The 22,115-nt window shown below is 72.8% G+C and carries 19 protein-coding genes and 1 tRNA gene; 11 read left to right on the top strand and 9 right to left on the bottom strand.

The genetic code is table 11. From position 1 onward, the window contains the following. Positions 1-211 precede the first annotated feature (211 nt). Entirely contained in the window at positions 212-1,300 is a 1,089-nt protein-coding gene (locus AB0Q90_RS41015) for an LLM class flavin-dependent oxidoreductase (RefSeq protein WP_363165727.1), read from the top strand. Here the strand turns inward: AB0Q90_RS41015 and AB0Q90_RS41010 are convergent. Next, a complete protein-coding gene (locus AB0Q90_RS41010; protein WP_363165726.1) occupies positions 1,276-3,126 on the bottom strand; it encodes an EAL domain-containing protein in 1,851 nt (616 codons plus the stop codon). The two genes, AB0Q90_RS41015 and AB0Q90_RS41010, sit on opposite strands and share 25 nt — an antisense overlap. Before the next feature lie 375 nt (positions 3,127-3,501). On the opposite strand from AB0Q90_RS41010, the gene AB0Q90_RS41005 reads away from it, so the two are divergent. Further along, on the top strand, positions 3,502-4,869 hold the full coding sequence (locus AB0Q90_RS41005) for a M6 family metalloprotease domain-containing protein (protein ID WP_363165725.1): 1,368 nt from the start codon (positions 3,502-3,504) through the stop codon (positions 4,867-4,869). Between the two features lie 206 nt (positions 4,870-5,075). On the opposite strand, the gene AB0Q90_RS41000 is transcribed toward AB0Q90_RS41005, so the two are convergent. The 4 genes from AB0Q90_RS41000 to AB0Q90_RS40985 all read right to left on the bottom strand — a co-directional run bounded on the left by AB0Q90_RS41000 (position 5,076) and on the right by AB0Q90_RS40985 (position 6,944). Further along, positions 5,076-5,149: transfer RNA gene (locus AB0Q90_RS41000), tRNA-Lys, on the bottom strand. Continuing rightward, entirely contained in the window at positions 5,140-5,709 is a 570-nt protein-coding gene (locus AB0Q90_RS40995; RefSeq protein ID WP_363165724.1) for a bifunctional DNA primase/polymerase, read from the bottom strand. Before AB0Q90_RS40995 ends, AB0Q90_RS41000 begins: the two co-directional genes overlap by 10 nt. 135 nt (positions 5,710-5,844) lie before the next feature. After that, entirely contained in the window at positions 5,845-6,213 is a 369-nt protein-coding gene (locus AB0Q90_RS40990) for a hypothetical protein (RefSeq protein WP_363165723.1), read from the bottom strand. Positions 6,214-6,347: 134 nt separating this feature from the next. Beyond that, on the bottom strand, positions 6,348-6,944 hold the full coding sequence (locus AB0Q90_RS40985) for a histidine phosphatase family protein (protein WP_363165722.1): 597 nt from the start codon (positions 6,942-6,944) through the stop codon (positions 6,348-6,350). A 214-nt stretch (positions 6,945-7,158) separates the two neighbouring features. Here AB0Q90_RS40985 and AB0Q90_RS40980 point away from each other — a divergent pair, with 214 nt between their 5' ends. Genes AB0Q90_RS40980 through AB0Q90_RS40965 form a run of 4 tightly spaced genes read left to right on the top strand, consistent with a single transcriptional unit; the run spans position 7,159 to position 12,146 of the window. Beyond that, on the top strand, positions 7,159-8,148 hold the full coding sequence (locus AB0Q90_RS40980; protein WP_363165721.1) for a phosphatase PAP2 family protein: 990 nt from the start codon (positions 7,159-7,161) through the stop codon (positions 8,146-8,148). A gap of 1 nt (position 8,149) precedes the next feature. Next, positions 8,150-9,232, top strand: a complete 1,083-nt coding sequence (locus AB0Q90_RS40975) for a hypothetical protein (protein ID WP_363165729.1) — start codon at positions 8,150-8,152, stop codon at positions 9,230-9,232. Then, entirely contained in the window at positions 9,223-10,815 is a 1,593-nt protein-coding gene (locus AB0Q90_RS40970; protein ID WP_363165720.1) for a hypothetical protein, read from the top strand. The genes AB0Q90_RS40975 and AB0Q90_RS40970 overlap by 10 nt, the downstream gene beginning before the upstream one ends. Then, positions 10,812-12,146 carry an AAA domain-containing protein gene (locus AB0Q90_RS40965; protein WP_363165719.1) on the top strand — a complete coding sequence of 445 codons (1,335 nt, stop codon included), beginning with the start codon at positions 10,812-10,814 and terminating at the stop codon, positions 12,144-12,146. Before AB0Q90_RS40970 ends, AB0Q90_RS40965 begins: the two co-directional genes overlap by 4 nt. A 16-nt stretch (positions 12,147-12,162) precedes the next feature. Here AB0Q90_RS40965 and AB0Q90_RS40960 read toward each other — a convergent pair whose 3' ends face one another. Continuing rightward, positions 12,163-13,614 carry a hypothetical protein gene (locus tag AB0Q90_RS40960; protein WP_363165718.1) on the bottom strand — a complete coding sequence of 484 codons (1,452 nt, stop codon included), beginning with the start codon at positions 13,612-13,614 and terminating at the stop codon, positions 12,163-12,165. A 306-nt stretch (positions 13,615-13,920) separates the two neighbouring features. Between AB0Q90_RS40960 and AB0Q90_RS40955 the strand changes: the two genes are divergently transcribed. Together AB0Q90_RS40955 and AB0Q90_RS40950 are read left to right on the top strand one after the other, a co-directional pair. After that, on the top strand, positions 13,921-14,373 hold the full coding sequence (locus AB0Q90_RS40955; protein WP_363165728.1) for a hypothetical protein: 453 nt from the start codon (positions 13,921-13,923) through the stop codon (positions 14,371-14,373). Positions 14,374-14,429: 56 nt separating this feature from the next. Next, positions 14,430-15,296, top strand: coding sequence for a fused MFS/spermidine synthase (locus AB0Q90_RS40950; RefSeq protein ID WP_363165717.1), 867 nt, complete (start codon positions 14,430-14,432; stop codon positions 15,294-15,296). Positions 15,297-15,309: 13 nt separating this feature from the next. Here AB0Q90_RS40950 and AB0Q90_RS40945 read toward each other — a convergent pair whose 3' ends face one another. Next, complete coding sequence (locus tag AB0Q90_RS40945; RefSeq protein ID WP_363165716.1) at positions 15,310-15,831, bottom strand: hypothetical protein; 522 nt, start codon at positions 15,829-15,831, stop codon at positions 15,310-15,312. Positions 15,832-15,941: 110 nt separating this feature from the next. Here AB0Q90_RS40945 and AB0Q90_RS40940 point away from each other — a divergent pair, with 110 nt between their 5' ends. The 3 genes from AB0Q90_RS40940 to AB0Q90_RS40930 all read left to right on the top strand — a co-directional run bounded on the left by AB0Q90_RS40940 (position 15,942) and on the right by AB0Q90_RS40930 (position 19,609). Then, a complete protein-coding gene (locus AB0Q90_RS40940) occupies positions 15,942-16,652 on the top strand; it encodes a response regulator transcription factor (RefSeq protein ID WP_363165715.1) in 711 nt (236 codons plus the stop codon). Then, positions 16,649-18,046, top strand: coding sequence for a HAMP domain-containing sensor histidine kinase (locus AB0Q90_RS40935; RefSeq protein WP_363165714.1), 1,398 nt, complete (start codon positions 16,649-16,651; stop codon positions 18,044-18,046). The genes AB0Q90_RS40940 and AB0Q90_RS40935 overlap by 4 nt, the downstream gene beginning before the upstream one ends. Before the next feature lie 108 nt (positions 18,047-18,154). Further along, positions 18,155-19,609, top strand: coding sequence for a cellulose binding domain-containing protein (locus AB0Q90_RS40930; protein ID WP_363165713.1), 1,455 nt, complete (start codon positions 18,155-18,157; stop codon positions 19,607-19,609). A 58-nt stretch (positions 19,610-19,667) separates the two neighbouring features. On the opposite strand, the gene AB0Q90_RS40925 is transcribed toward AB0Q90_RS40930, so the two are convergent. Both AB0Q90_RS40925 and AB0Q90_RS40920 read right to left on the bottom strand, forming a co-directional pair. After that, entirely contained in the window at positions 19,668-21,104 is a 1,437-nt protein-coding gene (locus AB0Q90_RS40925; protein ID WP_363165712.1) for a GH1 family beta-glucosidase, read from the bottom strand. A gap of 108 nt (positions 21,105-21,212) precedes the next feature. Then, complete coding sequence (locus AB0Q90_RS40920) at positions 21,213-22,115, bottom strand: carbohydrate ABC transporter permease (protein ID WP_363165711.1); 903 nt, start codon at positions 22,113-22,115, stop codon at positions 21,213-21,215.

The raw sequence follows: 22,115 nt of genomic DNA, 5'->3' as shown, positions 1-22,115 counted from the left end.
GCGCCCCCTGCGGGCGCGGGGGGGGGGCGCCGCGGCCCCCCCCCCCCCCCCCGGGGTCGAAGGGGCGGAGCCCCTGGAGGACGGGACGGGTAGGGGCGGCGGGGGCGAAGAAAAACACCCCCACCCCACCCGCCCCCGGGAATAAACCGGAGCCACCCTCCTGTTAGCCACCGGCAGGACACCGCACGGCAAACCCAGCAGGAGGCAAACGGTGGCAGACGAGACCCGCGGCACCACACACGGCACCGCCCCCACCCCCCTCTCCGTACTGGACCTGGCCACCGTAGGCTCCGGCACCACCGCCACCGAAGCCCTCCGCACCAGCGTCGCCATAGCCCGCCTCGCAGAAGACCGCGGCTTCCACCGCTACTGGGTGGCGGAACACCACTCCATGCCCGGCGTAGCCTCCTCGTCCCCCGCCGTGATCCTCGCCCACCTCGCCGCCCACACCACCCGCATCCGCCTGGGCTCCGGCGGCGTCATGCTCCCCAACCACGCCCCCCTCGTCATCGCGGAGCAGTTCGGCACACTGGAGGCCATGGCCCCCGGCCGCATCGACCTCGGCCTCGGCCGCGCCCCCGGCACGGACGGCGCCACCGCAGCCGCCCTCCGCCGCACCGACAGCCTCAACGAGGGCGCCGACGACTTCCCCCAGCAGCTCGCCGAACTCACCCGCTTCCTCGACGACGACTTCCCGGACGGCCACCCCTACCGCCGTATCCACGCCGTCCCGGGCCCCGTTCAGTCCACCTCCCCCGGCGGCGTCCAGTCCCCGCACCGCCCGCCCATCTGGCTGCTCGGCTCCTCCGGCTTCAGCGCCCGTCTCGCCGGCGCCCTCGGCCTGCCCTTCGCCTTCGCGCACCACTTCTCGGCGCAGAACACGATCCCGGCCCTCGACCTGTACCGGGAGTCCTTCCAGCCGTCGGCGGTCCTCGACGCTCCCTACGCCCTCATCGGCGTCTCCGCCCTCGCCACCGACGAGGAGAAGGAGGCCCGCCGTCAGATCATGTCCGCCGCCCTGAGCATGGTCCGCCTGCGCACCGGCCGCCCCGGACTCGTCCCCACCCCGGAGGAGGCGGAGGCCCACCCGTTCAGCGCGATGGAACGGGATTTCGTCGACTCCTGGAACGCCAACGTCATCCACGGCACCGCGGACGAGGTCCGCACCGGCCTCGACGACCTCCAGAAGCGCACGGGCGCGGACGAGCTGATGCTCACCTCCCACGCGCACAGCGGAGCCGTACGCCTGCGCTCGTACGAACTCGTCGCGGACGCCTACGGGTTGCCGACCGCCGCCTGAACCCCCGGCGAGCGCAGCAGCTCGGAGATACGATCCGGCGGCACCGGACGGGAGTACAGCCACCCCTGCCCGGTGTCGCAGCCGATCTGCCGCAGCCGCCCGGCCTGCGCCGACGTCTCCACGCACTCCGCGGTGACGGTCAGCCCGAGCCGATGGGCGAGCTGGATCATCGCCTCCACGACGACCTCGTCGGCCGGGTTGGGGGCGATGCCCTCACCGTCGTACTGGAAACCCTTGACGAAGGAGCCGTCCAGCTTCAGGACGGACACCGGCAGCCGGCTGAGGTAGGCGAGGTTGGAGTAGCCGGTCCCGAAGTCGTCGATGGCGATGCGCACGCCCATGTCGCTGAGCGCCTGGAGGGCCTGGAGCGGGCGGCCCCCCGAGCCCATCACCGCCGACTCGGTCAGCTCCAGCTGGAGCAGATGCGGCGCGAGCCCGGTCTCCGCGAGCGTCTTCGCCACGTCCGCCACCAGGTCGGAGTCCCAGACCTGACGAACCGCCACGTTCACGCTCACGAAGATCGGCGGCTCGCCGGGATGCGTCAGCTGCCAGCGGCGCGCCTGACGACAGGCCGCGGCCAGCACCCACCGCCCGAGCGGCACGATCGAGCCGTCCTCCTCGGCCAGTCCGATGAACCGATTCGGCGTCAGCGTGCCGAACTGGGGATGGTTCCAGCGCACCAGCGCCTCCACCCCGCGCACCCGGCCGTCCGCCATCCCCACCAGCGGCTGGTACTCCAGCACGAACTCCCCGCGGTCGATGGCCGGGCGGAGGGTGGAGGCCAGGGCCTGACGGGTCATCCGGTGCGCGTTGCGCTCGGGGTCGAAGAGCGTCCAGCGGTCCTTGCCGTCGGCCTTCGCCCAGTACAGCGTCGTGTCGGCGGCCTGCATCAGCGCGGTGGGACTCGTCCCGGCCGCATGCCGTTCCACGACACCGATCGACGCCGACACCGACAGCCGGCGCCCGGAGATGTCGAAGGGCGCCTGAAGCGCCGTCAGGACCGACTCGGCCAGATCCGCCAACTGCTCGGTCCCGGTGGAGTCCTCGACCAGCAGCGCGAACTCGTCGCCGCCGAGCCTGGCCACCAGCGGCGCGCTCACCCGGGCGTAACCGGCCTCGTCCGCGCACCGCGTCAGCCGCTCCGCCACGGCGGACAGCAGCCGGTCGCCCACCCGGTGCCCGAGGGTGTCGTTGACCGCGCTGAACCCGTCGAGGTCGAGGTAGCACAGCCCGATCCGTCCGGTGCCGCTCAGCTCGTACGCCTCCGGCTCCAGCGCGGCCGACAGGCGTTCGAAGAACAGGGTGCGGTTGGGCAGCCGGGTGACCGGGTCGTGGTTCTGCAAGTGGCGCAGCCGGGCCTGGAGTTCACGGCGGGCGCTGATGTCGGCGACGGACAGCAGGACGCCGCCCCGCTCCTCGGCGGCGAGCGGCGCGATCGAGACCTGCACCCACAGGGAGTGCCCGTCGGGGTGCTTGAGCCGGCGCGTGCAGCGCAGTCTGGCCTGCCGGCCGCGCAGCATCTCGCGGTACGCGTGCCAGGTCCGGGCGTCCGAGGTGAGGTCCACCAGATCGGCGGCCACGGTCCCGGCCAGCGCCTGCGCGGTGGTGCCGAGCAGCTCGCCCAGTGCGGAGTTGGCGCCGGTGACCAGGCCCTCGCGGTCCACGACGGCCATCGCGAGGGGGGCGGCGTGGAAGGCGGACCGGAAAGGCAGCGGCAGCGGCCGGCCGTCGGGTCCGGTACGAGAAGCAGACCCGTTGTTACTCTCTGTGACGGCCGGCCCGATGAGATCTGCCGCGGGCGCCGGCCCTTCGGAGGTTCCGCTCACCGCTCGCTCCCGCAGTGCACTCGCTCTTCGGATGGGTCTCGTCGGGAGGCCGACCGACCGGGCGGCCGCCGGGCCGGGGCCGTGCAGGAAAGGGGATCAGGACAGTACAGCAAAGGGTCAGGAAAGTGTGCCGATCATAGAGGTTGGTCCCGGGCCCTTCCAGCCACTCTCCAGTGTCCCGGAACGGTCCGCCCTTCTGGCAGATCGTTTCTGCCCGCGTCTGAACCGGTTTTGCGGGCCACCGACCGCTTGTGACGGTCCGTGAGCGATTTCGGGGTGTCGCCCCAGCGGTCCCTTGCCCTTTCTCTTGCCTCCTCACTCGTCCGGTGCAGGTAAACAGGGCATTGTGTGACAAATCAACACAGGCTGGGTGCGGTGTCCCGCGAACCGCTCCCGGAGGTCCACGTGCCGCGTCAGCTCCCGCTCAGGGGACTCACCCGTGAGGTCTTCCGGGGACTCGGCCGAGGAACCGCCAGGGGGCTGGTCCGGCTGCGGGAATGGCCCCGACTGCGCAGCACCGCCGCCGTGTTCACCACCATGTCGGCGCTCGCCGCGACCTCCCTCGTCTCCGCCCCCTCGGTCGCCGAGCCGTTCTCGGCGCAGCCCTGTGCCCTGAAGCGCACCGAGGCCCACCACTCGGAGGGCGTCGACACCTGGAACGCCGCCTACCCGCGCCCGGCCCGCTCGCTGGACGCGGTGATGGTCTTCCTGTCCTTCCCCGACTCGGTCCCGCTGACCAGCCCCGCCGAGCTGACCGCCGACCACTTCCCGGCCACCACCCGCTTCTTCGAACGTGCTTCCTATGGCAGGTTCACCCTGCGCCCGCATCCGCTCGCGGACTGGATCCGTATGCCGCATCCGTCGACGGCGTACGCCATACAGCGCGACTGGACCGCCCCGCACCGGGCCGCCTACCTGCGCGACGCCCTCGCCGCGGCCGACGGCCGGGTCGACTTCTCCCGCTACGACGTCGTGTACTTCGTGGCCGACCCGGACGCGCCCGGCGTGGACTCCGACGCCACGAAGGTCGTCAACCTGGACACTCCGCTGCGGGCCGACGGCACGGACATCCGGCGGGTCGTCACGGTGTTCGAGAAGCACCCGCCGGACCGGCTGGTCCTCGCCCATGAGACCGGGCACGTGTTCGATCTGCCGGATCTTTACCACCGGCCGATGGACGGCATGGGCGACTGGGACACCCACGTCGGCGACTGGGACCTGATGGGCAGCCAGTTCGGGCTGGCCCCGGACCTGTTCGGCTGGCACAAGTGGAAGCTCGGCTGGCTCCAGCCGCGCCAGGTGGCCTGCGTCCAGGGGGCGGGCGGCGCCCGGATCACCCTGGAGCCGCTCGGGGCGGGGCCCGAGGTCCCGGTGCGGGGGGCGGCCGGGGCACCGGTCTTCGGGCTCGGCAACGGCACCAAGCTCGCGGTCGTGCGCACCGGCCCCGACAGCGCGCTCGCCTTCGAGGCCCGCGGCCCGGTCGGCAACGACGCGGCGGTCTGCCGGCAGGGAATCCTCGTCTACCGGATCCGCAGCGGCGCCGAGTCCGGCCGCGGCCCGGTCGAGGTCCTCGACGCCCACCCACGCACCGAGGCCTGCTGGGAAGAGTCGGTCTACCCACCCCTCGCGGACGCCCCCGTCGCCCTCGGCGAGAGCTTCACGGTGCCGGGGGAGAACGTACGCGTGGACGTGGAGGGCCGGACACCGTCGGGGGCGTGGACGGTCCGGATCGCGACGAGGTGACCGGTTCCGGACACATGTGAAAGGCCCCTCGCGCTTGCGAGGGGCCTTCACTGTCTGTGCGCCGCCAGGGACTCGAACCCCGGACCCGCTGATGCTGCTTCTTCTGGGGGATAACCCCCAGACCCCCAGCCGACTGCCCCGGCGCCTGGGCCGAGCCTGGTCAAAAGCGAAGGCCCCCCGCTTTCGCGAAGGGCCTTCACCGTCTGTGCGCCGCCAGGGACTCGAACCCCGGACCCGCTGATTAAGAGTCAGCTGCTCTAACCAACTGAGCTAGCGGCGCCTGCTGACGTCGTAGACCTTAGCATCCTGATCGGCGGGAGGAAAAATCGATATACGCACGGCGGCGCGGGCCGCCCGTACGGCCGCCCACAGCAGGATCTCCGGGCCGGGCAGCCACGGGTGGCGGGTGTCCGGGGCGACGAGCCAGCGGGAGCCGGACGGGGGTAAGGAGGGGGCGGCGGCCGGGGCGGGGACGGTCACCGCGTCGCCGTTGCCGTGGCACAGCAGTGGCGGGATGTCCCCGGTGCGGCCGAACTCCTCCCAGCGCAGCAGCGAGGGCAGCCGCTGGGCGGTGCCCGGCGCGGCGAACAGCAGCATCCGCCCCCGGAACACCGCCACCGGGCCCGAGCCCGGGCCCTCGTCCCACAGCCGGTCGAGCATCCGGCGGCCGAAGATCGCGGGAACGCCGACCACGTCGAAGACCGTCCCGCAGGGCAGCACGACCGGGGCGTCCGGCCGCTCCTCCCGGAAGTCCAGGGTGGTGCGGGGATACGTTCCTGCCGAGGCCAGCCAGGCGGCTCCGTCCGGGGTGACGCCCGAGGCGCCGAGGAAGCTGCTCATGGCAACCAGTTTTACCGGCCGTGAGCGTTCCGTTTCTGAGGGTTGCCGGAAACCGGGACAAGGGCGGGTGGCAAGGGGTATCTTGCCCGCCTGGCATATGCCACCACGGCCTCGCGGCCGGGTCCGCACGGGGGCTCACACGGGGTCGACGTGCTCCCGGCTCTCGCCCGCCCCGCGCATCAGGTCCCTGCCGAACTCGACCATCTTCTTGGCGTAGTCCTCGGTCCACTCCGCCCGCGCGGCGATGTCCGCCGGCGTCAGCCGGTCGAAGCGGCGGGGATCGGCGAGCTGGGCCGCCGCGACGGCCTGGAACTCCACGGCACGGTCGGCCGCCGCCCGGAACGCCAGCGTCAGCTCCGTCGCCCGCTCCAGCAGCTGCCGGGGGTCGTCGATCGACTCCAGGTCGAAGAAGTGCTCCGGGTCGGCCGCTGCCTGGGTCGGCTCGAAGAGCAGGGGCGCGGGGCGTAGCCGCGGTTCGTTCCGACGCGGCGTGGGCTCCGCCATGTCTTCTCCTCCTCGTACGTCACGAATGACCCTCCTGCGAACCGGGCCACCGTCCATTGTCCCGCGACCGCGCAAGAGCGCGTGGGGGCGCAGGTCGCAGGCGTGCGGCGGTGGGCAGGCCGTCGACCGGCGCGTCAGCCCGCCAGGTGCCCCAGGTCGTTCCACGACTCGATCGCCGGCTCGCCGTACGCCCAGCCCAGCACCGACAGCGACGTCGGGTTCAGGCGGATCCGCGCGGCGAAGTCCAGCGGCAGCCCCAGCCAGCGCGCGCCGATCGAGCGCAGGATGTGGCCGTGGGCGAAGACCAGAACGTCGCGGTCCGCTTCACGCGCCCACGCGACCACCTCGTCCGCGCGCGCGGTCACCGAGGCGAGGCTCTCCCCCTCGGGAACACCGTCCCGCCAGATGAGCCAACCGGGGCGAACAGCCTGTATTTCCGCAGGCGTCATGCCCTCGTACGCGCCGTAGTCCCACTCCATGAGCGTGTCCCAGACGCCTGCCCGCTCGCCGAACCCGGCCAGTTCGCACGTCTCACGCGCGCGTACCAGCGGACTGGTCCGCACCTCGACTCCCGGCAGCCCGTCCAGCGGTGACCTGTGCAGACGCTCGCCCAGCAGCTTCGCCCCCCGCCGGCCCTCCTCCAGCAGCGGCACATCGGTCCGCCCGGTGTGCTTGCCGGACAGCGACCACTCCGTCTGTCCGTGCCGGGCCAACAGAATGCGCGGTGCCATGGGATCGAGCGCCCTTCCAGGATGGTGCGAGGTGAGGACCCGCAATATGCGAGGCGGAACCCACCCATCATCGCGCACCCTGTGTCAGGGCAACCCGTCGGGCGATCTCAGCGTCTATCAGGGCCGGGGGCGCCCTGCGCAGGCGCGCGCAAACATCGTAAAGTGGCCGGTCCGGGCAACCGGCGCCGCGCGAAGAGAAGGGGGAGGCGATCGGATGCCGCACGCCGAGACACCGGGCAAAGGGGCGGCTCCAAGGCTCCGTCTGCGCTGGTGGACCGAACTGCCGCTGATCGTTCTGGTGTACGCCTGCTACTCGGCGGGCCGCCTGCTCGCCCGTGGCGACGTCTCCTCGGCCGTTGACCACGGCCTGGAGATCCTGCGCATCGAAAAGATGCTGTACCTGAACGCAGAGCACCCGCTCAACCGCCTCTTCACCCGTGAGCCCTGGCTCGGTGTGCCGGCCGACTTCTGGTACGCCTCGCTGCACTACGTGGTCACGCCCGCCCTCCTGATCTGGGTCTTCAGATGGCGTGCCGTGCGCTACCGCGCGGCCCGCACCTGGCTGATGACGTCCACGTTCATCGGCCTGATCGGCTTCACCCTGCTGCCGACCTGCCCGCCCCGGCTGCTCTCCCCGACGCACGGCTTCGTGGACACGATGGCCCACTACAGCTCGTACGGCTGGTGGGGCGGCGAGGCCAGCGCACCGCGCGGTCTCGGCGGCATGACGAACCAGTACGCGGCCATGCCCAGCCTGCACGTGGGCTGGGCCCTGTGGTGCGGAGTGATGCTCTGGCGCTACGGCGGTACGCGTACGGCGAAGGCGGCCGGCGTCATCTATGCCCTGGTGACCACCATCGTGGTGATGGGCACCGCCAACCACTACTTCCTCGACGCGGTCGCGGGCGCCGCCGTCATGGGCGTCGGACTGCTGCTCACGCCGTATGTGATGCGCTGCGCGGACCGGATCAGGGCCAGGTTCGCCGGACGCGGATCGCTGATCGCGGCACAGTCCTCCGACCCCGCTCGCACGGGCGCTCCCACTGCCTCTCCCGGCGCAGAGACCTCAATTGTCAGTGCCGGATGCCAGACTTCCGCGGGTGAGCGAATTCCACGCCAGCGCGAGTCACGGTTCGGATCCGAGGCCGAGCCGGACGCCTCTCCCTCGGACGCGGGGGACGGCGCTCCGGCACCGGCTCGCTGAGCTGCGCGGCCCCGACGTACCGGCCAAGGCGCTCGACGCGCGCGCCCTGGCCGCCCTCGCCGCCAACCCCGGCTGCAAGCGGCGCGCGATCCTTGACGGCGCCGGGGTGAACAAGACGGCGCTGGCGAGCGCGCTGGGCGCGCCGTCGGCCTTCGGGCAGTCGCAGTTCGCCCTCACGCGCGGGAACGCCTTCGAGGCGCGGGTCAAGGCGGACGGCGGCGCGGAACTGCTGCGGCTCGCGCACGAGAAGCTCGACCGGTCCGCCGAACCGCCCGCCCACGCGCGTGTGCCGGAGCTCTCGGCGACCGGCCCCGAGGGCCGCGCGGCCCGTACGGCGCTGGCGTTGCGCGAGGCCGCAGCCGAGCCGGGCGTCTGGACGCTGCTGGACCATCCGATGCTCGCGCTGGACGTGGCCGGTTCGCCCGCGTTCCTGGAGCCGGACGCGGTGGTCGTGCACCCGGACGGCAGCTGGACTGTGGTGGAGATCAAGTCGTTCCCGATGCTGGACGGCTCCGCGGACCCGGCGAAGGTGGGTGCGGCGGCCCGGCAGTCGGCGGTGTACGTACTGGCGCTTGAGCAGGTGGCGGCACGGCTCGACCCGGCCCCGCGCGTGCGGCACGACATCCTTCTCGTCTGCCCCAAGGACTTCTCCAACCTGCCCACCGCCTCCGCCGTCGACGTCCGCAAGCAGCGCGCGGTGACCGCCCGTCAGCTGACCCGGCTCACCCGTATCGAGGACATCGCCGACGCGCTGCCCGAGGGCACGTGTTTCTCGCCCGAGCTGCCCGCCGACGAGCTGACGGCCGCCGTGGAGGCCGTTCCGGCGGCCTACTCGCCCGAGTGCCTGTCCACGTGCGAGCTGGCCTTCCACTGCCGTGACCGCTCCCGCACCGCCGGTGCGGTCACCTCCCTGGGCCGCTCGGTCCGCGCCGAGCTGGGCGGACTGACCACCGTCGAGGACGTACTGGCGGCGGCCCGCGGGGAGGCCGGGGATCCCGACGATCCGGCGGTGGCGGCGCTGCGCAGAGCGGCGCGGCTGCGGGCCGAGGCGCTCGGCGGGCGGGAGGCGGTCCCGTGTCCCTGATTGCCACCCTCGCGCGTCTCGAAGCGGTCAGTACGGGCCGCGCGCAGCCGTCGGCGACCGTCCGGCACCGGCATCTGTCTGAGCGGCCCCTGGTCTTCGTGCCGCTCACCACCCACGGTGAGACCGGCGCCCCGCTCGGCGCGCTGGTGGGCACCGACCGGGACGCGCCGCGCCTGCTGGTCGTACCCCAGCCGCGTGACCGCGACCTCAGGTTCACGTTCCTGGCCGAGCTGGCCGACGTCGTCCTGCCGTACGTCGAGGCCTACGCGGACGTCGTGGAGGCGGCCGAGCGCACCGAGACGGATCCGGAGACGGGCAAGCGCGTCAAGGTCGAGGTGGACCTGTGCGCGGACGCGCCGCAGCTGATCGTGCCGAGCCGCACCGGTCTGGAGTTCGTACGCCTGCTCGGGCGGTCCATGCGGTTCCGGCGTACGGCGGAGCAGGATCTGGAGACTCCGCACCCCGCGCCGCCCCGGGTGCCGTTGCTCGGCCGGTGGCTGACCCACTACGGCGAGCGGGCCCGGGTGCCCGGGTCGTCGCTGCTGCTGGCCATGACCGATGCCCTGGCCCGGCACTGGGCGACCGGGCAGTCCAGCCTGGAGGACCAGCACCTGGGCGCGCTGCTCGCCTGGATCGACCCGCCGGAGGGTGCGAGCGGTGCCGAGGCGGCGCTGCGCGCGGAGCTCGCGCGCGACGACCGCGGCCAGCTGCTGTGCCCGCCCGCGGGCCCGGCCACCGACCCGGCGTTCGACAACAAGCTGCTCGCGCCCGCCGTCGAGCGCTACGACCGTGCCCGCACCGCGCTGGCCGCCGCCGAGGACGGCCTGGAGGCGGACGACCGGTTCGGGGCGCTGACCGCGGCCGAGCGGGAGATCCGGGCGCTCGTCGAGAGCTGCGCCCGGCCCGCCTGGGACGCGGTGTGGCAGGGCCTGGACCTGCTGCGGGCGCTGCCGGACGGCGCGCATGTCGAGGAGCGGTGGACGCGCGACCGCTGGTCGTTCACCGCGCACCGCGACCGGATCCTCGCCGGCGAACCCCCGCAGCCGCGCCGGGACGATGCCGTGACCGCCGCGAACAAACTCGCCTCCCGTGAGCGAGAACAGGCGCGGCTGGAGGCCCAGGAGGCGCTGGACGACCCGCTGGTGATGGCCGCACGGAGGCTGAACGGGGAGGCGTTCGCCGGCGAGGTCACGGACGTCGTCATGGCGTACAGCGAGGGCAGGCGGCCGAGCCCGCGCCCGCTGGTGACCGTTCGTACGGACGACCGGCCGCATCTGGGCGAGCGGGCCAAGGCGTACCGCTCGCTGGGCGGGAAACCGCAGGCGGCGGAGGTCGTCGGGCGCGAGGACGACGGTGCCGTGCTGGTCCTGCGGATCGTGGACAAGATGGGCCGTGGCAAGGAACCCGAGGAGGGGTCGGTGCCGGAGAAGGGCGACCGGGTGCTGTTCACGCTGTTCGAGCACGAGCAGCGCGGCGGGGCGAAGCTGCCGGATCCGGAGCAGACCCCGTGGACGCACGGCGGGCCGCCCGGCGAGGCCGCACCCGAGGCCGCCGATCCGCTGACCGCGGAGGACGTGCTGTGACCACCGTCTTCGACCCCGGAGCCGCGGCCGCCCGGGCCACCGACGCGATCCTCGCCGACACACTGCACGGCACGCACCGCGGCGTTGTCGTCGACTCCCCGCCGGGCGCCGGCAAGTCCACGCTCGTGGTGCGGGCGGCGCTGGAACTGGCCGACACCGGGCGCTCTCTGATGGTCGTCGCGCAGACCAACGCCCAGGTCGACGACCTGGTCCTGCGGCTCGCCGAGAAGAACCCCGAGCTGCCGGTGGGACGGCTGCACAGCAGCGACGCCGACCCGTACGACAAGGCGCTGGACGAGCTGCCGAACGTACGGAAGTCGGCGAAGGCGGCGGACCTGACCGGCCTTCCGGTCACCATCTCCACGGCCGCCAAGTGGGCGCATGTGAAGGTCGACGAGCCGTGGCGGCGCGCGATCGTCGACGAGGCGTACCAGATGCGCTCGGACTCGCTGCTGGCCGTGGCGGGGCTGTTCGAGCGGGCGCTGTTCGTCGGCGACCCGGGGCAGCTGGACCCGTTCGCGATCGTCGGCAGCGAGCAGTGGGCGGGGCTGTCGTACGACCCCTCGGCCTCGGCGGTGACCACGCTGCTCGCGCACAACCCGGAGCTGCCCCAGCACCGCCTGCCCGTGTCCTGGCGCCTGCCCGCCTCGGCCGCGCCCCTGGTCTCCGACGCGTTCTACCCGTTCACACCGTTCCGCAGCGGCACGGACCACGGCGACCGTCGGCTGTCCTTCGCCGCGCCCTCGGACGGCTCCGGCCCCGACCGGGTGATCGACGAAGCCGCCGAGGCGGGCTGGGGCCTGCTCGAACTCCCCGCCCGGCACACCCCGCGCACGGACCCGGAGGCGGTCCGGGCCGTCGCGACGGTCGTACGACGCCTGCTGGACCGGGGCGGCGCGGCCACCTCGGAGCGCTCGCCCGACCCCACCCCCCTGACCGCCGACCGGATCGCCGTCGGCACGGCCCACCGCGACCAGGCGGCCGCGGTCCGTGCGGCGCTGGCGGAGCTGGGCGTCACCGACGTCACCGTCGACACGGCGAACCGGCTCCAGGGCCGGGAGTACGACGTGACGGTGGTCCTGCACCCGCTGTCCGGCCGCCCCGACGCCACCGCCTTCCACCTGGAGACGGGCCGCCTCTGCGTCCTGACCTCCCGCCACCGCCACGCCTGCATCGTCATCTGCCGGGCCGGGGTGACCGACCTCCTCGACGACTACCCGTCCACGGAACCGGTCCAGCTGGGCACGCTGGTGAAGTTCCCGGACGGCTGGGACGCCATGTTCACCACGTACTTGCACCTTCTGGAGCACCGCGTGCCCTGGCGCCCCTGAGGGCTCGGGCCCCGCCTCACACCGCCCGCGGCAGGCTCGCGTGCCGGTCCAGGAACGTCGACACCTCCGAGGCGCGCCGGTGGGGGAGGAGGACCCGGGCCGTGCCCGCCAGCATCGTCTGGATGCGGGAGGACTGGACCTCGCCCAGCAGGTCCAGGACCCGCATTCCGGCGGCCGCCGCCTCGTCCGGGCGTCCGCCGCGGGCCAGGTCGTCCGCCAGCTCCGCCGTGTACAGGGCGATGTTGCGGGTGAAGTGCGGATCCTGGAGCTGCGCCGCCCGCCCCGCGTGCCGCGCCGCCCGTCGCCAGTCGCCCAGCGTCGACCAGCACTGCGCCTCAAGGCCCTCCAGCTCGGCCTCCCCGTAGAAGCTCATCCACTCGGGGTCGGCGTCCGAGCGGCCCCGCTCGTAGAGGGCCTGGGCGCGGGCGAGCGCCTGCGCGCAGCCCGTGGGGTCGGCGAGCCCCGCCCAGCCGCCCGCCTCGCGCAGCGCGAGCAGCGACATCAGCCGGGCCGAGCCCAGTTCGCGCGCGACGCGCTGCGCGGCCTGCGCGGCACGCACCGCCTCACGCGGCCGTCCCCCGTCTCGCGCGAGGAACGACATGTTGCAGAAGGCGTGCGCCTCCAGCGCCGGGTCCCCGGCCATCCGGGCCGTCGCGAGCGCCTCCGCGTAGTGGGAGCGCGCGTCGTCGAACCGGCCGGAGTCGTGCGCGAGCCAGCCGACCGAGATGGCCAGTTCGCCCGCGCCGGACTGGAGCCGTTCGCCGGCCGACCGACGCATCGTGCCCGCGTCGAGCAGCGCGTAGGCGGCGCGCAGCGGAGCCGCCGCGCGCCGGTAGAGGCCGTCGGCCCCGTGCCGGTCGTCCAGCAGCCGGATCCTGCGGACGGCTTCCTCCAGGGCCTCCGCCTCGCCCGTCCCGGCGCGCCGGACGGCAGGCTCCGCGGCCGAGGCGCTGGCAACGAGCCCGAACGGGCTCAGCGAGGCGGCGGCCACCGTGGCGCCTCCGCCGGTCATGAATGCGCGACGCAGCACGTCGCTCTCCTCGGGGTTCTCGTGCGTGGTGTCGTGGTCTTGCGGGTCCGGCGTGTCATACGGCTCGCGCACCCCCCACGTCTCACTCGTGGTGTGCACCGGGCTCGTGAGGTGCGAGGGGAGCGCGTCCTCGTCGACGTGCGCCCGGCGCCCGCGTACGGACGAGCGGGGCGCGAAGCCGAGGTCGGCGAGCGTGCGACCGGGGAACATGTGCAGGAACACCCGCTCGTACGCGTAGTTGGGGCAGCGGATCTCGCCCGCCTCGACCCGGCCGACGTAGCGCGCGTCACAGCTCACCCGCTCGCCGATCTCGCGCGCGGCCCGTCGCACCGCCGCGGCGAACTCGGCCGGCGAGCGCTGTCCGCGCAGCTGCCGGAACGCGAGATTCGGCCGCGGTGGCCTGGTGGGCTGGGACGAGGTCAGCTCTGACGACGCCATGGCCGGGTCCTCTCGTGCGAACCGTCGAACCATGCCGGATCCTGGGCGAGTTGAGCGAATTGAACGTTGTGTTCGCTTCGTTCACCCGGGGTCCGGCGGGCTAGAACGTACCGGCTGCGCCGGACCCGCCATGCGGTGTTTGGCTACAAACCGGATATCTCATCCGGGATCTGCCATGAACTGCCATCCTTTGCAGCGGACTTCCTCCGTAGCCGTTGACGCGCCGACGCGTTGAACTCCATGGACCGGGAGCCGCCCGACTCCCGACCCACTCGTTCGAGGAGGGGTTCCGTGGTGGAGGCCGGGATGGAGACCAGCCAGAGCATCGATCCTTCTACGCAGTTGACGACGGCGGGACACCCGCCGACACCGGAGTGCAGCGCACCCCCGTGCACGGGCGTCGCCTGTGACCTGGTGACCGTGCCGGCACGGCAGGGTCTTGAGGCGGTCGACATCCTGCGGCGCGGGGCCGTCGACGCGGTGGGGCCGGTGCTCCACGACGGCGGGTGCGACACGCTCGGGTTCGTGGTGCCGGCCGGGACGGCGGCGGCCTGGGACATGCCGGGGAGCACCTGCACGGAGACCGACGGACGGGGACTGCGGCTGCATCCCGAGCCGCCGGGACAGGAGGGCGACGAAGAAGGCTCGGACTGGCTGCTGCCGCCCGGGGAGGCGGACCTCGCGACGGATCCCGCCGTGCTGCGCAGGGCCCTGGGGGAGGCGGCCCGGCTGATCGAGGCGGCGGACAACTGTCAGTGAGGCCGGCCGAACGGGCCGCGGGGGCGTGATCACCCCCCGCTCCGCATAATGGCGGAATGGGCAAGTCCAAGAATTCCCGGCGCTCCGGCGCCCCCGCCGCCGTCGTCGAAGCCGTCGACGGTGGGCTTGCCGAGCTCATACCCGATCGGGACCGGCAGCGGGCGTGGACGCTGCTGATCGACGGAGCGCCGCAGTCGCACGTCGATCTCGACGATCCGGCGTACCTCTCCTTCGAGTACCAGCGGCGCCTCGGCCATGTGATCGACCTCGTCGCCCCGCCGGGCCGGCCCGTGCAGGCCGTGCACCTCGGCGGCGGAGCGCTCACCCTGGCCCGGTACGTCGCCGCCACCCGCCCCCGCTCCACCCAGCAGGTCGTCGAGCGGGACGCCGCGCTCGTCCAACTGGTGCGCCGGGAACTGCCGTTGGAGCGCAGCGCCCGGATCCGGGTGCGGTCGGCGGACGCGCGCGAGGGGCTCGCCAAGGTGCCCGACGGCTGGGCCGACCTCGTCATCGCCGATGTGTTCAGCGGCGCCCGCACCCCGGCCCATCTGACCTCGGCCGAGTTCCTCGACGAGGTCCGCCGCGCCCTCAGGCCCGGGGGCTGGTACGCCGCCAACCTCGCCGACGGGCCGCCGCTGGCCCATCTGCGCGGCCAGATCGCCACGGCCGCCGCCCGCTTCGGTGAACTCGCGCTGGTCGCCGACCCGACCGTGCTGCGCGGCAAGCGCTTCGGCAACGCGGTCCTGGTCGCCTCCGACCACCCGCTCCCCATCACCGAACTGACCCGCCGCGCCGCCTCGGACCCCCACCCCGGCCGAGTGGAACACGGCAAGCCCCTGACCGACTTCACCGGCGGCGCGACCCCGGTCACGGACGCGGCAGCGGTGGCCTCACCGGCCCCGCCACAGTCCATTTTCCGCTGACCGGCCCGCAGCGCTAGTACGTCCCGATCTCCACCCGCGGCGCACTGTCATGCCAAGTACAGAACACCGACACCCGATCCGCCCCCTGGCTGAACTCCACCCGAATCCACGTCTCGGTCTTCCACACCTGCATCGACCACCCGGCCCCCGGCGTCGCCGACACCAGCGTCGCGGAAGTCTCCCCGAGATCGAACACCGCCCGCCCACCCTCGGTGTCGTAACTCTTGACCTGGCCGGAGGAGGTGGGGGAGGGGCTGGGGCTCGCCGCCGGCGACTTCGACGGTGCGGGGGTCCGGGGCGCCCCCGTCGGCGAGGGCGAGGCACTCCCCGAAGGCGGAGTAGACCTCTTCGTAGAAGAGACCACCGGCCGCGAATCCTGCGTCGTCGCATCCGCGTCCCCCGCCGTGATCGGCAGGGCGCGCGGCGGGTCGTACGCCGTGCCCGCCATCACCGTGTGGACACCCCACCACGACAGCGTGACCGCCGCGCCCGTGGCGAGCGACCAAGCAAGTGCGTGTACGAGTCCTCTGCGCATCGCGGGCCATACTGCCTCACGCGTCCCACACGTGTCGCCCGGCTGTCCACAGGGGCGGAGTTGTCCACAGGCCCGGACCGGACTCGCCCGCATGGCGTACGGTGCGGCGCATGGCAAGTGTGCTCGTGGTCGAGGACGACCAGTTCGTACGCTCGGCCCTCATCCGGCATCTGACCGACGCCGCACACACCGTGCGCAGTGTCGGCACCGCGCTTGAGGCGCTGCGCGAGGTCGCCCATTTCCGTTTCGACGTGGTCGTCCTCGACCTCGGTCTGCCCGACCTGGACGGGTCCGAGGCCCTGAAGATGCTGCGCGGGATCACGGACGTGCCTGTGATCATCGCCACCGCGCGCGACGACGAGGCGGAGATCGTGCGCCTGCTGAACGCGGGCGCGGACGACTACCTGACCAAGCCGTTCTCCGTCGAGCACCTCTCCGCCCGGATGGCCGCGGTCCTGCGACGGTCCCGGGCCGCCGTGGGCGAGGCGCAGCCGGAGTCCGTGCTCCGCGTCGGCGGCCTGACCGTCGACCCGCTGCGCCGCCAGGCCGAACTCGACGGCGTACGGCTGGACCTCACCCGCCGCGAGTTCGACCTGCTCGCCTTCCTCGCCGGCCGGCCCGGAGTCGTCGTACCGCGCAAGGAACTGCTCGCCGAGGTATGGCAGCAGTCCTACGGCGACGACCAGACCATCGACGTGCATCTGTCGTGGCTGCGCCGCAAGCTCGGCGAGACCGCCGCCAGCCCGCGCTATCTGCACACCCTGCGCGGAGTCGGCGTGAAGCTGGAGCCGCCCGGCGCGGAAGCGGGGCCGCCGCGATGAGATGGGCACTGGTCAAGGTCTCGCTGGCGGTCACCACGATGGTCGTGCTCGCCTTCGCGGTGCCGCTCGGACTCGTCATCAAGGAGATGGCCCGCGACCGCGCCTTCTCCAACGCCGAGCGGGAGGCCGCCGCGGTCGCCCCGGCGCTGTCCATCACCTCCGACCGCGACCAGCTCGAACGCGTCGTGGCCTCGGCCGGCGCCGAGGCCGAGATGGCCGTGCACATACCGGCGGCCGGCCGGTCCGCGGCCGTCGACATCGGACGGCAGCGCGCCGCAGCCGACGACATCGCGACCGTACGACGGCTCGGCCGCGCCTCCACCACCGAGGTGTCCGGCGGATCCACCCTGCTCCAGCCCGTCGCGCTGAGCTCCGGCGAGATCGCCGTCGTGGAGGTGTACGTCCCCGAGGCCGAGGTCAGCAACGGCGTCTCCACCGCCTGGGCCGTGCTCGCCGCGGTGGGCGTCGCGCTGATCGTCGGCTCGGTCGCGGTCGCCGACCGGCTCGGCGTACGCATGGTGCGGCCCGCGCAGCGCCTGGTCGAGGGCGCGCACGAGCTGGGGGAGGGCAAGCTGGGTTCCCGGGTGCCCGAGGAGGGGCCGAACGAACTGCGGCTCGCCGCCGTCGCGTTCAACTCGATGGCCGACCAGGTCGTCCAACTCCTGGCGAACGAACGGGAGCTGGCAGCCGACCTGTCCCACCGGCTGCGTACACCCCTCACCGTGCTGCGGCTGAACGCGGCCTCGCTCGGCGAGGGTCCGGCCGCCGACCAGACCCGGGCCGCCGTCGCGCAGTTGGAGCGCGAGGTGGACACGATCATCCGCACGGCGAGGGAGGCCAAGCCGCAGACCGCGGCGGCCGGTCCGGGCGCCGGATGCGACGCGGCCGAGGTGGTCCGGGAGCGGATGGCGTTCTGGTCGGCGCTGGCCGAGGACGAGGGCCGCAAGGTGCGGGTGGCCGGCGTCGACCGGCCGGTGCGGATACCCGTGGCCCGGGCGGACCTCGCGGCGGCCCTGGACGCCCTGCTCGGCAATGTCTTCCGGCACACGCGCGAGGGCACGGCCTTCGCCGTCGACGTGCACAACGGCGAGGACGCGGTGATCGTGCTCGTCTCCGACGCCGGCCCCGGCATACCCGACCCGGAGGCGGCGATGGCCCGCGGGCGGGGCTCCGGCAGCGCCGGGTCGACCGGGCTCGGTCTGGACATCGTGCGCCGGCTCGCGGAGTCGACGGGCGGGGACGTACGGATCGGGGCGTCGGTGCTCGGCGGGACCGAGGTGCGGATCTGGATCCAGCTGGACGGGCGGGCGCCCGAGCGCCGGGGACACCGTGTGCGCAGGCGCCGTACCGGCAGATTGGTCTCAACCATTAACCGTCCCCGATCCCTTCCTTAAGCGCACCCTAAGATCCTCAACCCCCGTCCCGATCAGGCCGTTTGCCCGATTTCGCATCGCTAGCGTGCTGCCGCACCCACCCCCGTGAGCAGCGAAAGCAGGCAGGCGATGAGCATCCACCGGCGCAAGGTCAGTGGCAGGAACAAGGCGATAGGCGGCCTCGTCGCCGCGGCCGTGGTCGGTGGCGGCGCCGTCTTCCTCACCGGCACCGCGCAGGCGGCCGGCGTGGGCGCGGCGTACACGAAGACCAGCGACTGGTCGAGCGGGTACACCGCGCAGTACGTCGTCACCAACAACAGCGGGGCGGCGAAGGCGGACTGGACCCTGGAGTTCGACCTGCCGTCGGGCACGAAGCTGAGCTCGCTGTGGAACGCCGAGTCGAGCGTCAGCGGCGCGCACGTCACCGTGAAGCCCGCGGCCTGGGACAAGGACGGTCTGGCGGCCGGGGAGTCCGTCACCGTCGGCTTCGTCGTCAACGGCTCCGGCGACCCGACCGGCTGTCTCATCGACGACGCGAAGTGCTCCGCGGACGACGGCGCCACCCCGGAGCCCACCGGTCGCCCGACCGAGACGGCGACCCCGACGCCGACCCAGAGCGCCACCCCGACCCCCACACCCACGGCCACTGCCTCGCCCTCCCCCTCGGAGAGCACCGGCGGCGGCACCACGACGAACGCCGGCTTCGCCCCGTACGTCGACACCTCGCTCTACCCGGCCTTCGACCTGGTCGCCACCGCCGCGGCCACCGGCGTGAAGGACTACAACCTCGCCTTCGTCACCGACGGCGGAGGCTGCACACCCAAGTGGGGCGGCGTGAGCGACCTGGCGAGCGACGCGGTCGCCGGGCAGATCGGCGCACTGCGCGCCAAGGGCGGCGACGTCCGGGTCTCCTTCGGCGGAGCGGCCGGCAGCGAGCTGGCGACGACCTGCTCCTCGGCGGACGCGCTGGCCACGGCGTACGGCAAGGTCGTGGACGCCTACGACCTCACCAAGGTCGACTTCGACGTCGAGGGCGGCGCGCTGCCCGACACCGCGGCCAACACCCGCCGCGCCCAGGCCATCGCCAAGCTCCAGAAGCAGCACCCCGGCCTGAACGTCTCCTTCACCCTCCCGGTCATGCCCGAGGGCCTGACCCAGGCCGGCGTCGACCTGCTGGCCGACGCCAGGAAGAACGGCGTCGACATCGCCACCGTCAACATCATGGCGATGGACTACGGCCCGGCGTACAGCGGTGACATGGGCACCTACGCCGAGCAGGCCGCCACCGCCACTCAGGCCCAGATCAAGGGTGTCCTCGGGCTGAGCGACAGCGCCGCCTGGAAGGCCGTCGCCGTCACCCCGATGATCGGCGTCAACGACGTCACCACCGAGATCTTCAAGGTCGACGACGCCACCCAGCTGGTGAACTTCGCCAAGTCCAAGGGGATCGGCTGGCTGTCGATGTGGTCCGGCACGCGCGACAAGCAGTGCGCGGGCGGCGCCAAGAACTACGCCGACGCCACGTGCAGCTCGATCGTCCAGGAGGCCAACGCCTTCTCGAAGGCGTTCGCCGCCTACAAGTAGCCCCAGGAAAAGCCGGGGCGCGGCACTCCCCTAGGGTGCCGCGCCCCGTCCCCCCGTTCTAGATGGTCTCCACCGCCGGCAGCGTCCCCGTGCGGGCGGCCTGCCCGTACCACAGGGCGCTCGACTTCGGGGTGCGCTCCAGCGTCGCGTAGTCGACGTACACCGCGCCGAAGCGCTTGCCGTAGCCGTAGGCCCACTCGAAGTTGTCCATCAGGGACCACAGGTAGTAGCCGCGGACGTCCGCGCCGTCCTCTATGGCCCGGCGGACCGCGGCGAGGTGGCCGTGCAGATAGGCGATCCGCTCGGGGTCGTGGACCCGGCCGTCCGGGTCGGGCTTGTCGTCGTAGGCCGCGCCGTTCTCGGTGACGTACAGGGGCAGGCCCGGTGCCTCCCGCGTGTACCGCATGATCAGCTCGTGCAGGCCCGTCGGGTCGATCGTCCAGCCCATCTCCGTGCGCTCGCCCGGCGTCTGGTGGAACGCCACGTCGTCCGCGCCCGGCCAGGGGGAGTAGGCGCTCGCCCCGTGGCCGTCCGCGCGCGGGCCGGCCAGCTTCGACGAGGCCGCCGAAACCAGCGTCGGCGTGTAGTAGTTGAGGCCCAGCGCGTCCAACGGCTGGTTGATGGCGGCCAGATCGCCGTCCTGGACGTAGGACCAGTCCGTCACCGCCGAGGTCGCCGCCAGCAGCGTCTCCGGGTAGGCGCCGTGCAGCAGCGGGCCGTGGAAGACGCCGTTGGCCAGGTCGTCGATGCGCTGCCGTGCCGCCAGGTCCTCCGGGTCGTCGGAAACCGGCCGGACCACCGAGGAGTTGAGGCTCACCGCCACCGAGTTGCGGGCCGGCATCACCGAGCGCAGCGCCGAAGCGCCGAGGCCGTGCGCCAGGTTGAGGTGGTGCGCGGCGCGCAGGGAGGCGGCCGGGTCCGTACGGCCGGGCGCGTGCACGCCCGAGGCGTAGCCCAGAAAGGCGCTGCACCAGGGCTCGTTGAGCGTGATCCACTGCTCCACGCGGTCGCCGAGGGCCTCGCCGACGATCTGCGCGTACTCGGCGAACCGGTACGCAGTGTCCCGCTCCGGCCAGCCGCCCGCGTCCTCCAGCTCCTGCGGCAGATCCCAGTGGTAGAGGGTGACCGCGGGCTTGATGCCGTGCGCGAGCAGCTCGTCCACCAGATTGCGGTAGAAGTCCAGGCCCCGCTGGACCGCGGGCCCGCGCCCGGTCGGCTGCACCCGGGACCAGGAGATCGAGAAGCGGTACGCGGTCAGCCCCAGCTCGGCCATGAGCGCCACGTCGTCGCGGAAGCGGTGGTAGTGGTCGACAGCGATGTCACCGGTCTCGCCACCGGCCGTCTTGCCCGGCGTATGGCTGAAGGTGTCCCAGATCGAGGGCGTACGGCCGTCCTCCCGCACCGCCCCCTCGATCTGGTACGCGGAGGTCGCCGCGCCCCAGAGGAAGGCGGGAGGAAAGGTCACCGGGTTCACCGGCTGTGCGGACTCAGGCATGGAAGCGCTCCCATAGGAGGTCGTGAAGACCGACGGGTTGGGGGGGGAATGGGGGGGAAGAACAGGGGCCGAGGCGGCGGTGACCCGGCCCCTTGGGGAATGCGGGCGTCAGCCCTTGACCGCGCCCTGCATGATGCCGCCCACGATCTGCTTGCCGAAGATCGCGAAGACGACCAGCAGCGGCAGCGTGCCGAGCAGCGCGCCCGCCATGATCAGGGACTGGTCGGGCGTGTAGCCGCGGCCCAGGCCCGCGACCGCCACCTGCACGGTCGGGTTGCCGGTCTGCGTCAGCACCAGGAACGGCCACAGGAAGTCGTTCCAGGTCTGCACGAACATCAGCATGCCCAGCACGGCCATCGCGGGGCGGGCGGCCGGGAACACCACGTGCCACACCACACGCCAGCTGCTCGCGCCGTCCACCCGGGCCGCCTCGATGATCTCGTCCGGCAGCGCCTGGAGCAGGTACTGCCGCATGAAGAACACCCCGAACGCGCTGACCAGCGACGGGAAGATGACCGCCTGGAGCTGGTCGGTCCAGTCGAGCTCGGCGACCAGCATGTACAGCGGGATGATGCTGAGCTGCGGCGGCACCATCATGGTGCCGATCACGATCAGCATCATGGCGTTGCGGCCCTTGAAGCGCAGTTTGGCGAAGGCGAACCCGGCGACCGTCGACAGCACGACGATCGTCACCGCGGAAATGCCCGCCACGATCGTGGTGTTGAGGAAGGCCTCGCCCAGGTTGGCGTCCTTCCAGGCGATCTCCAGCTTGTCGAAGAGGCCCGAGCCGAACCAGAACGGCGGCGGGTCCTCGGCCAGCCGCTGGTTGTCACGGGAGGCGGCGATCGCCGTCCACACCAGTGGGAACAGCGAGCCGATGGTGAACAGCGCGAGGATGATGTACGCGATCGGCCCGGCGTGCATCTGCCCGCCGGCCCGCGCCGACCTGGGCCGCCGCACGCGCGGCCGCCGGTCCTCGGGGGAATCGGGTTTCGTCAAGGTCGTCGTCAC

The organism is Streptomyces sp. NPDC079141, from assembly GCF_040686775.1.
Classification (GTDB): Bacteria; Actinomycetota; Actinomycetes; order Streptomycetales; family Streptomycetaceae; genus Streptomyces.
This window is presented reverse-complemented; position numbering and strand designations above follow the sequence as displayed.

What these genes read in the sequence shown, in the direction of transcription:
- AB0Q90_RS40995 (WP_363165724.1), bottom strand. Translation starts at nt 5,709, where the DNA reads ATGAGCAGCTTCCTCGGCGCCTCGGGCGTCACCCCGGACGGAGCCGCC.
- AB0Q90_RS40990 (WP_363165723.1), bottom strand. Translation starts at nt 6,213, where the DNA reads ATGGCGGAGCCCACGCCGCGTCGGAACGAACCGCGGCTACGCCCCGCG.
- AB0Q90_RS40985 (WP_363165722.1), bottom strand. Translation starts at nt 6,944, where the DNA reads ATGGCACCGCGCATTCTGTTGGCCCGGCACGGACAGACGGAGTGGTCG.
- AB0Q90_RS40980 (WP_363165721.1), top strand. Translation starts at nt 7,159, where the DNA reads ATGCCGCACGCCGAGACACCGGGCAAAGGGGCGGCTCCAAGGCTCCGT.
- AB0Q90_RS40960 (WP_363165718.1), bottom strand. Translation starts at nt 13,614, where the DNA reads ATGGCGTCGTCAGAGCTGACCTCGTCCCAGCCCACCAGGCCACCGCGG.
- AB0Q90_RS40955 (WP_363165728.1), top strand. Translation starts at nt 13,921, where the DNA reads ATGGAGACCAGCCAGAGCATCGATCCTTCTACGCAGTTGACGACGGCG.
- AB0Q90_RS40950 (WP_363165717.1), top strand. Translation starts at nt 14,430, where the DNA reads ATGGGCAAGTCCAAGAATTCCCGGCGCTCCGGCGCCCCCGCCGCCGTC.
- AB0Q90_RS40945 (WP_363165716.1), bottom strand. Translation starts at nt 15,831, where the DNA reads ATGCGCAGAGGACTCGTACACGCACTTGCTTGGTCGCTCGCCACGGGC.
- AB0Q90_RS40940 (WP_363165715.1), top strand. Translation starts at nt 15,942, where the DNA reads ATGGCAAGTGTGCTCGTGGTCGAGGACGACCAGTTCGTACGCTCGGCC.
- AB0Q90_RS40935 (WP_363165714.1), top strand. Translation starts at nt 16,649, where the DNA reads ATGAGATGGGCACTGGTCAAGGTCTCGCTGGCGGTCACCACGATGGTC.
- AB0Q90_RS40930 (WP_363165713.1), top strand. Translation starts at nt 18,155, where the DNA reads ATGAGCATCCACCGGCGCAAGGTCAGTGGCAGGAACAAGGCGATAGGC.
- AB0Q90_RS40925 (WP_363165712.1), bottom strand. Translation starts at nt 21,104, where the DNA reads ATGCCTGAGTCCGCACAGCCGGTGAACCCGGTGACCTTTCCTCCCGCC.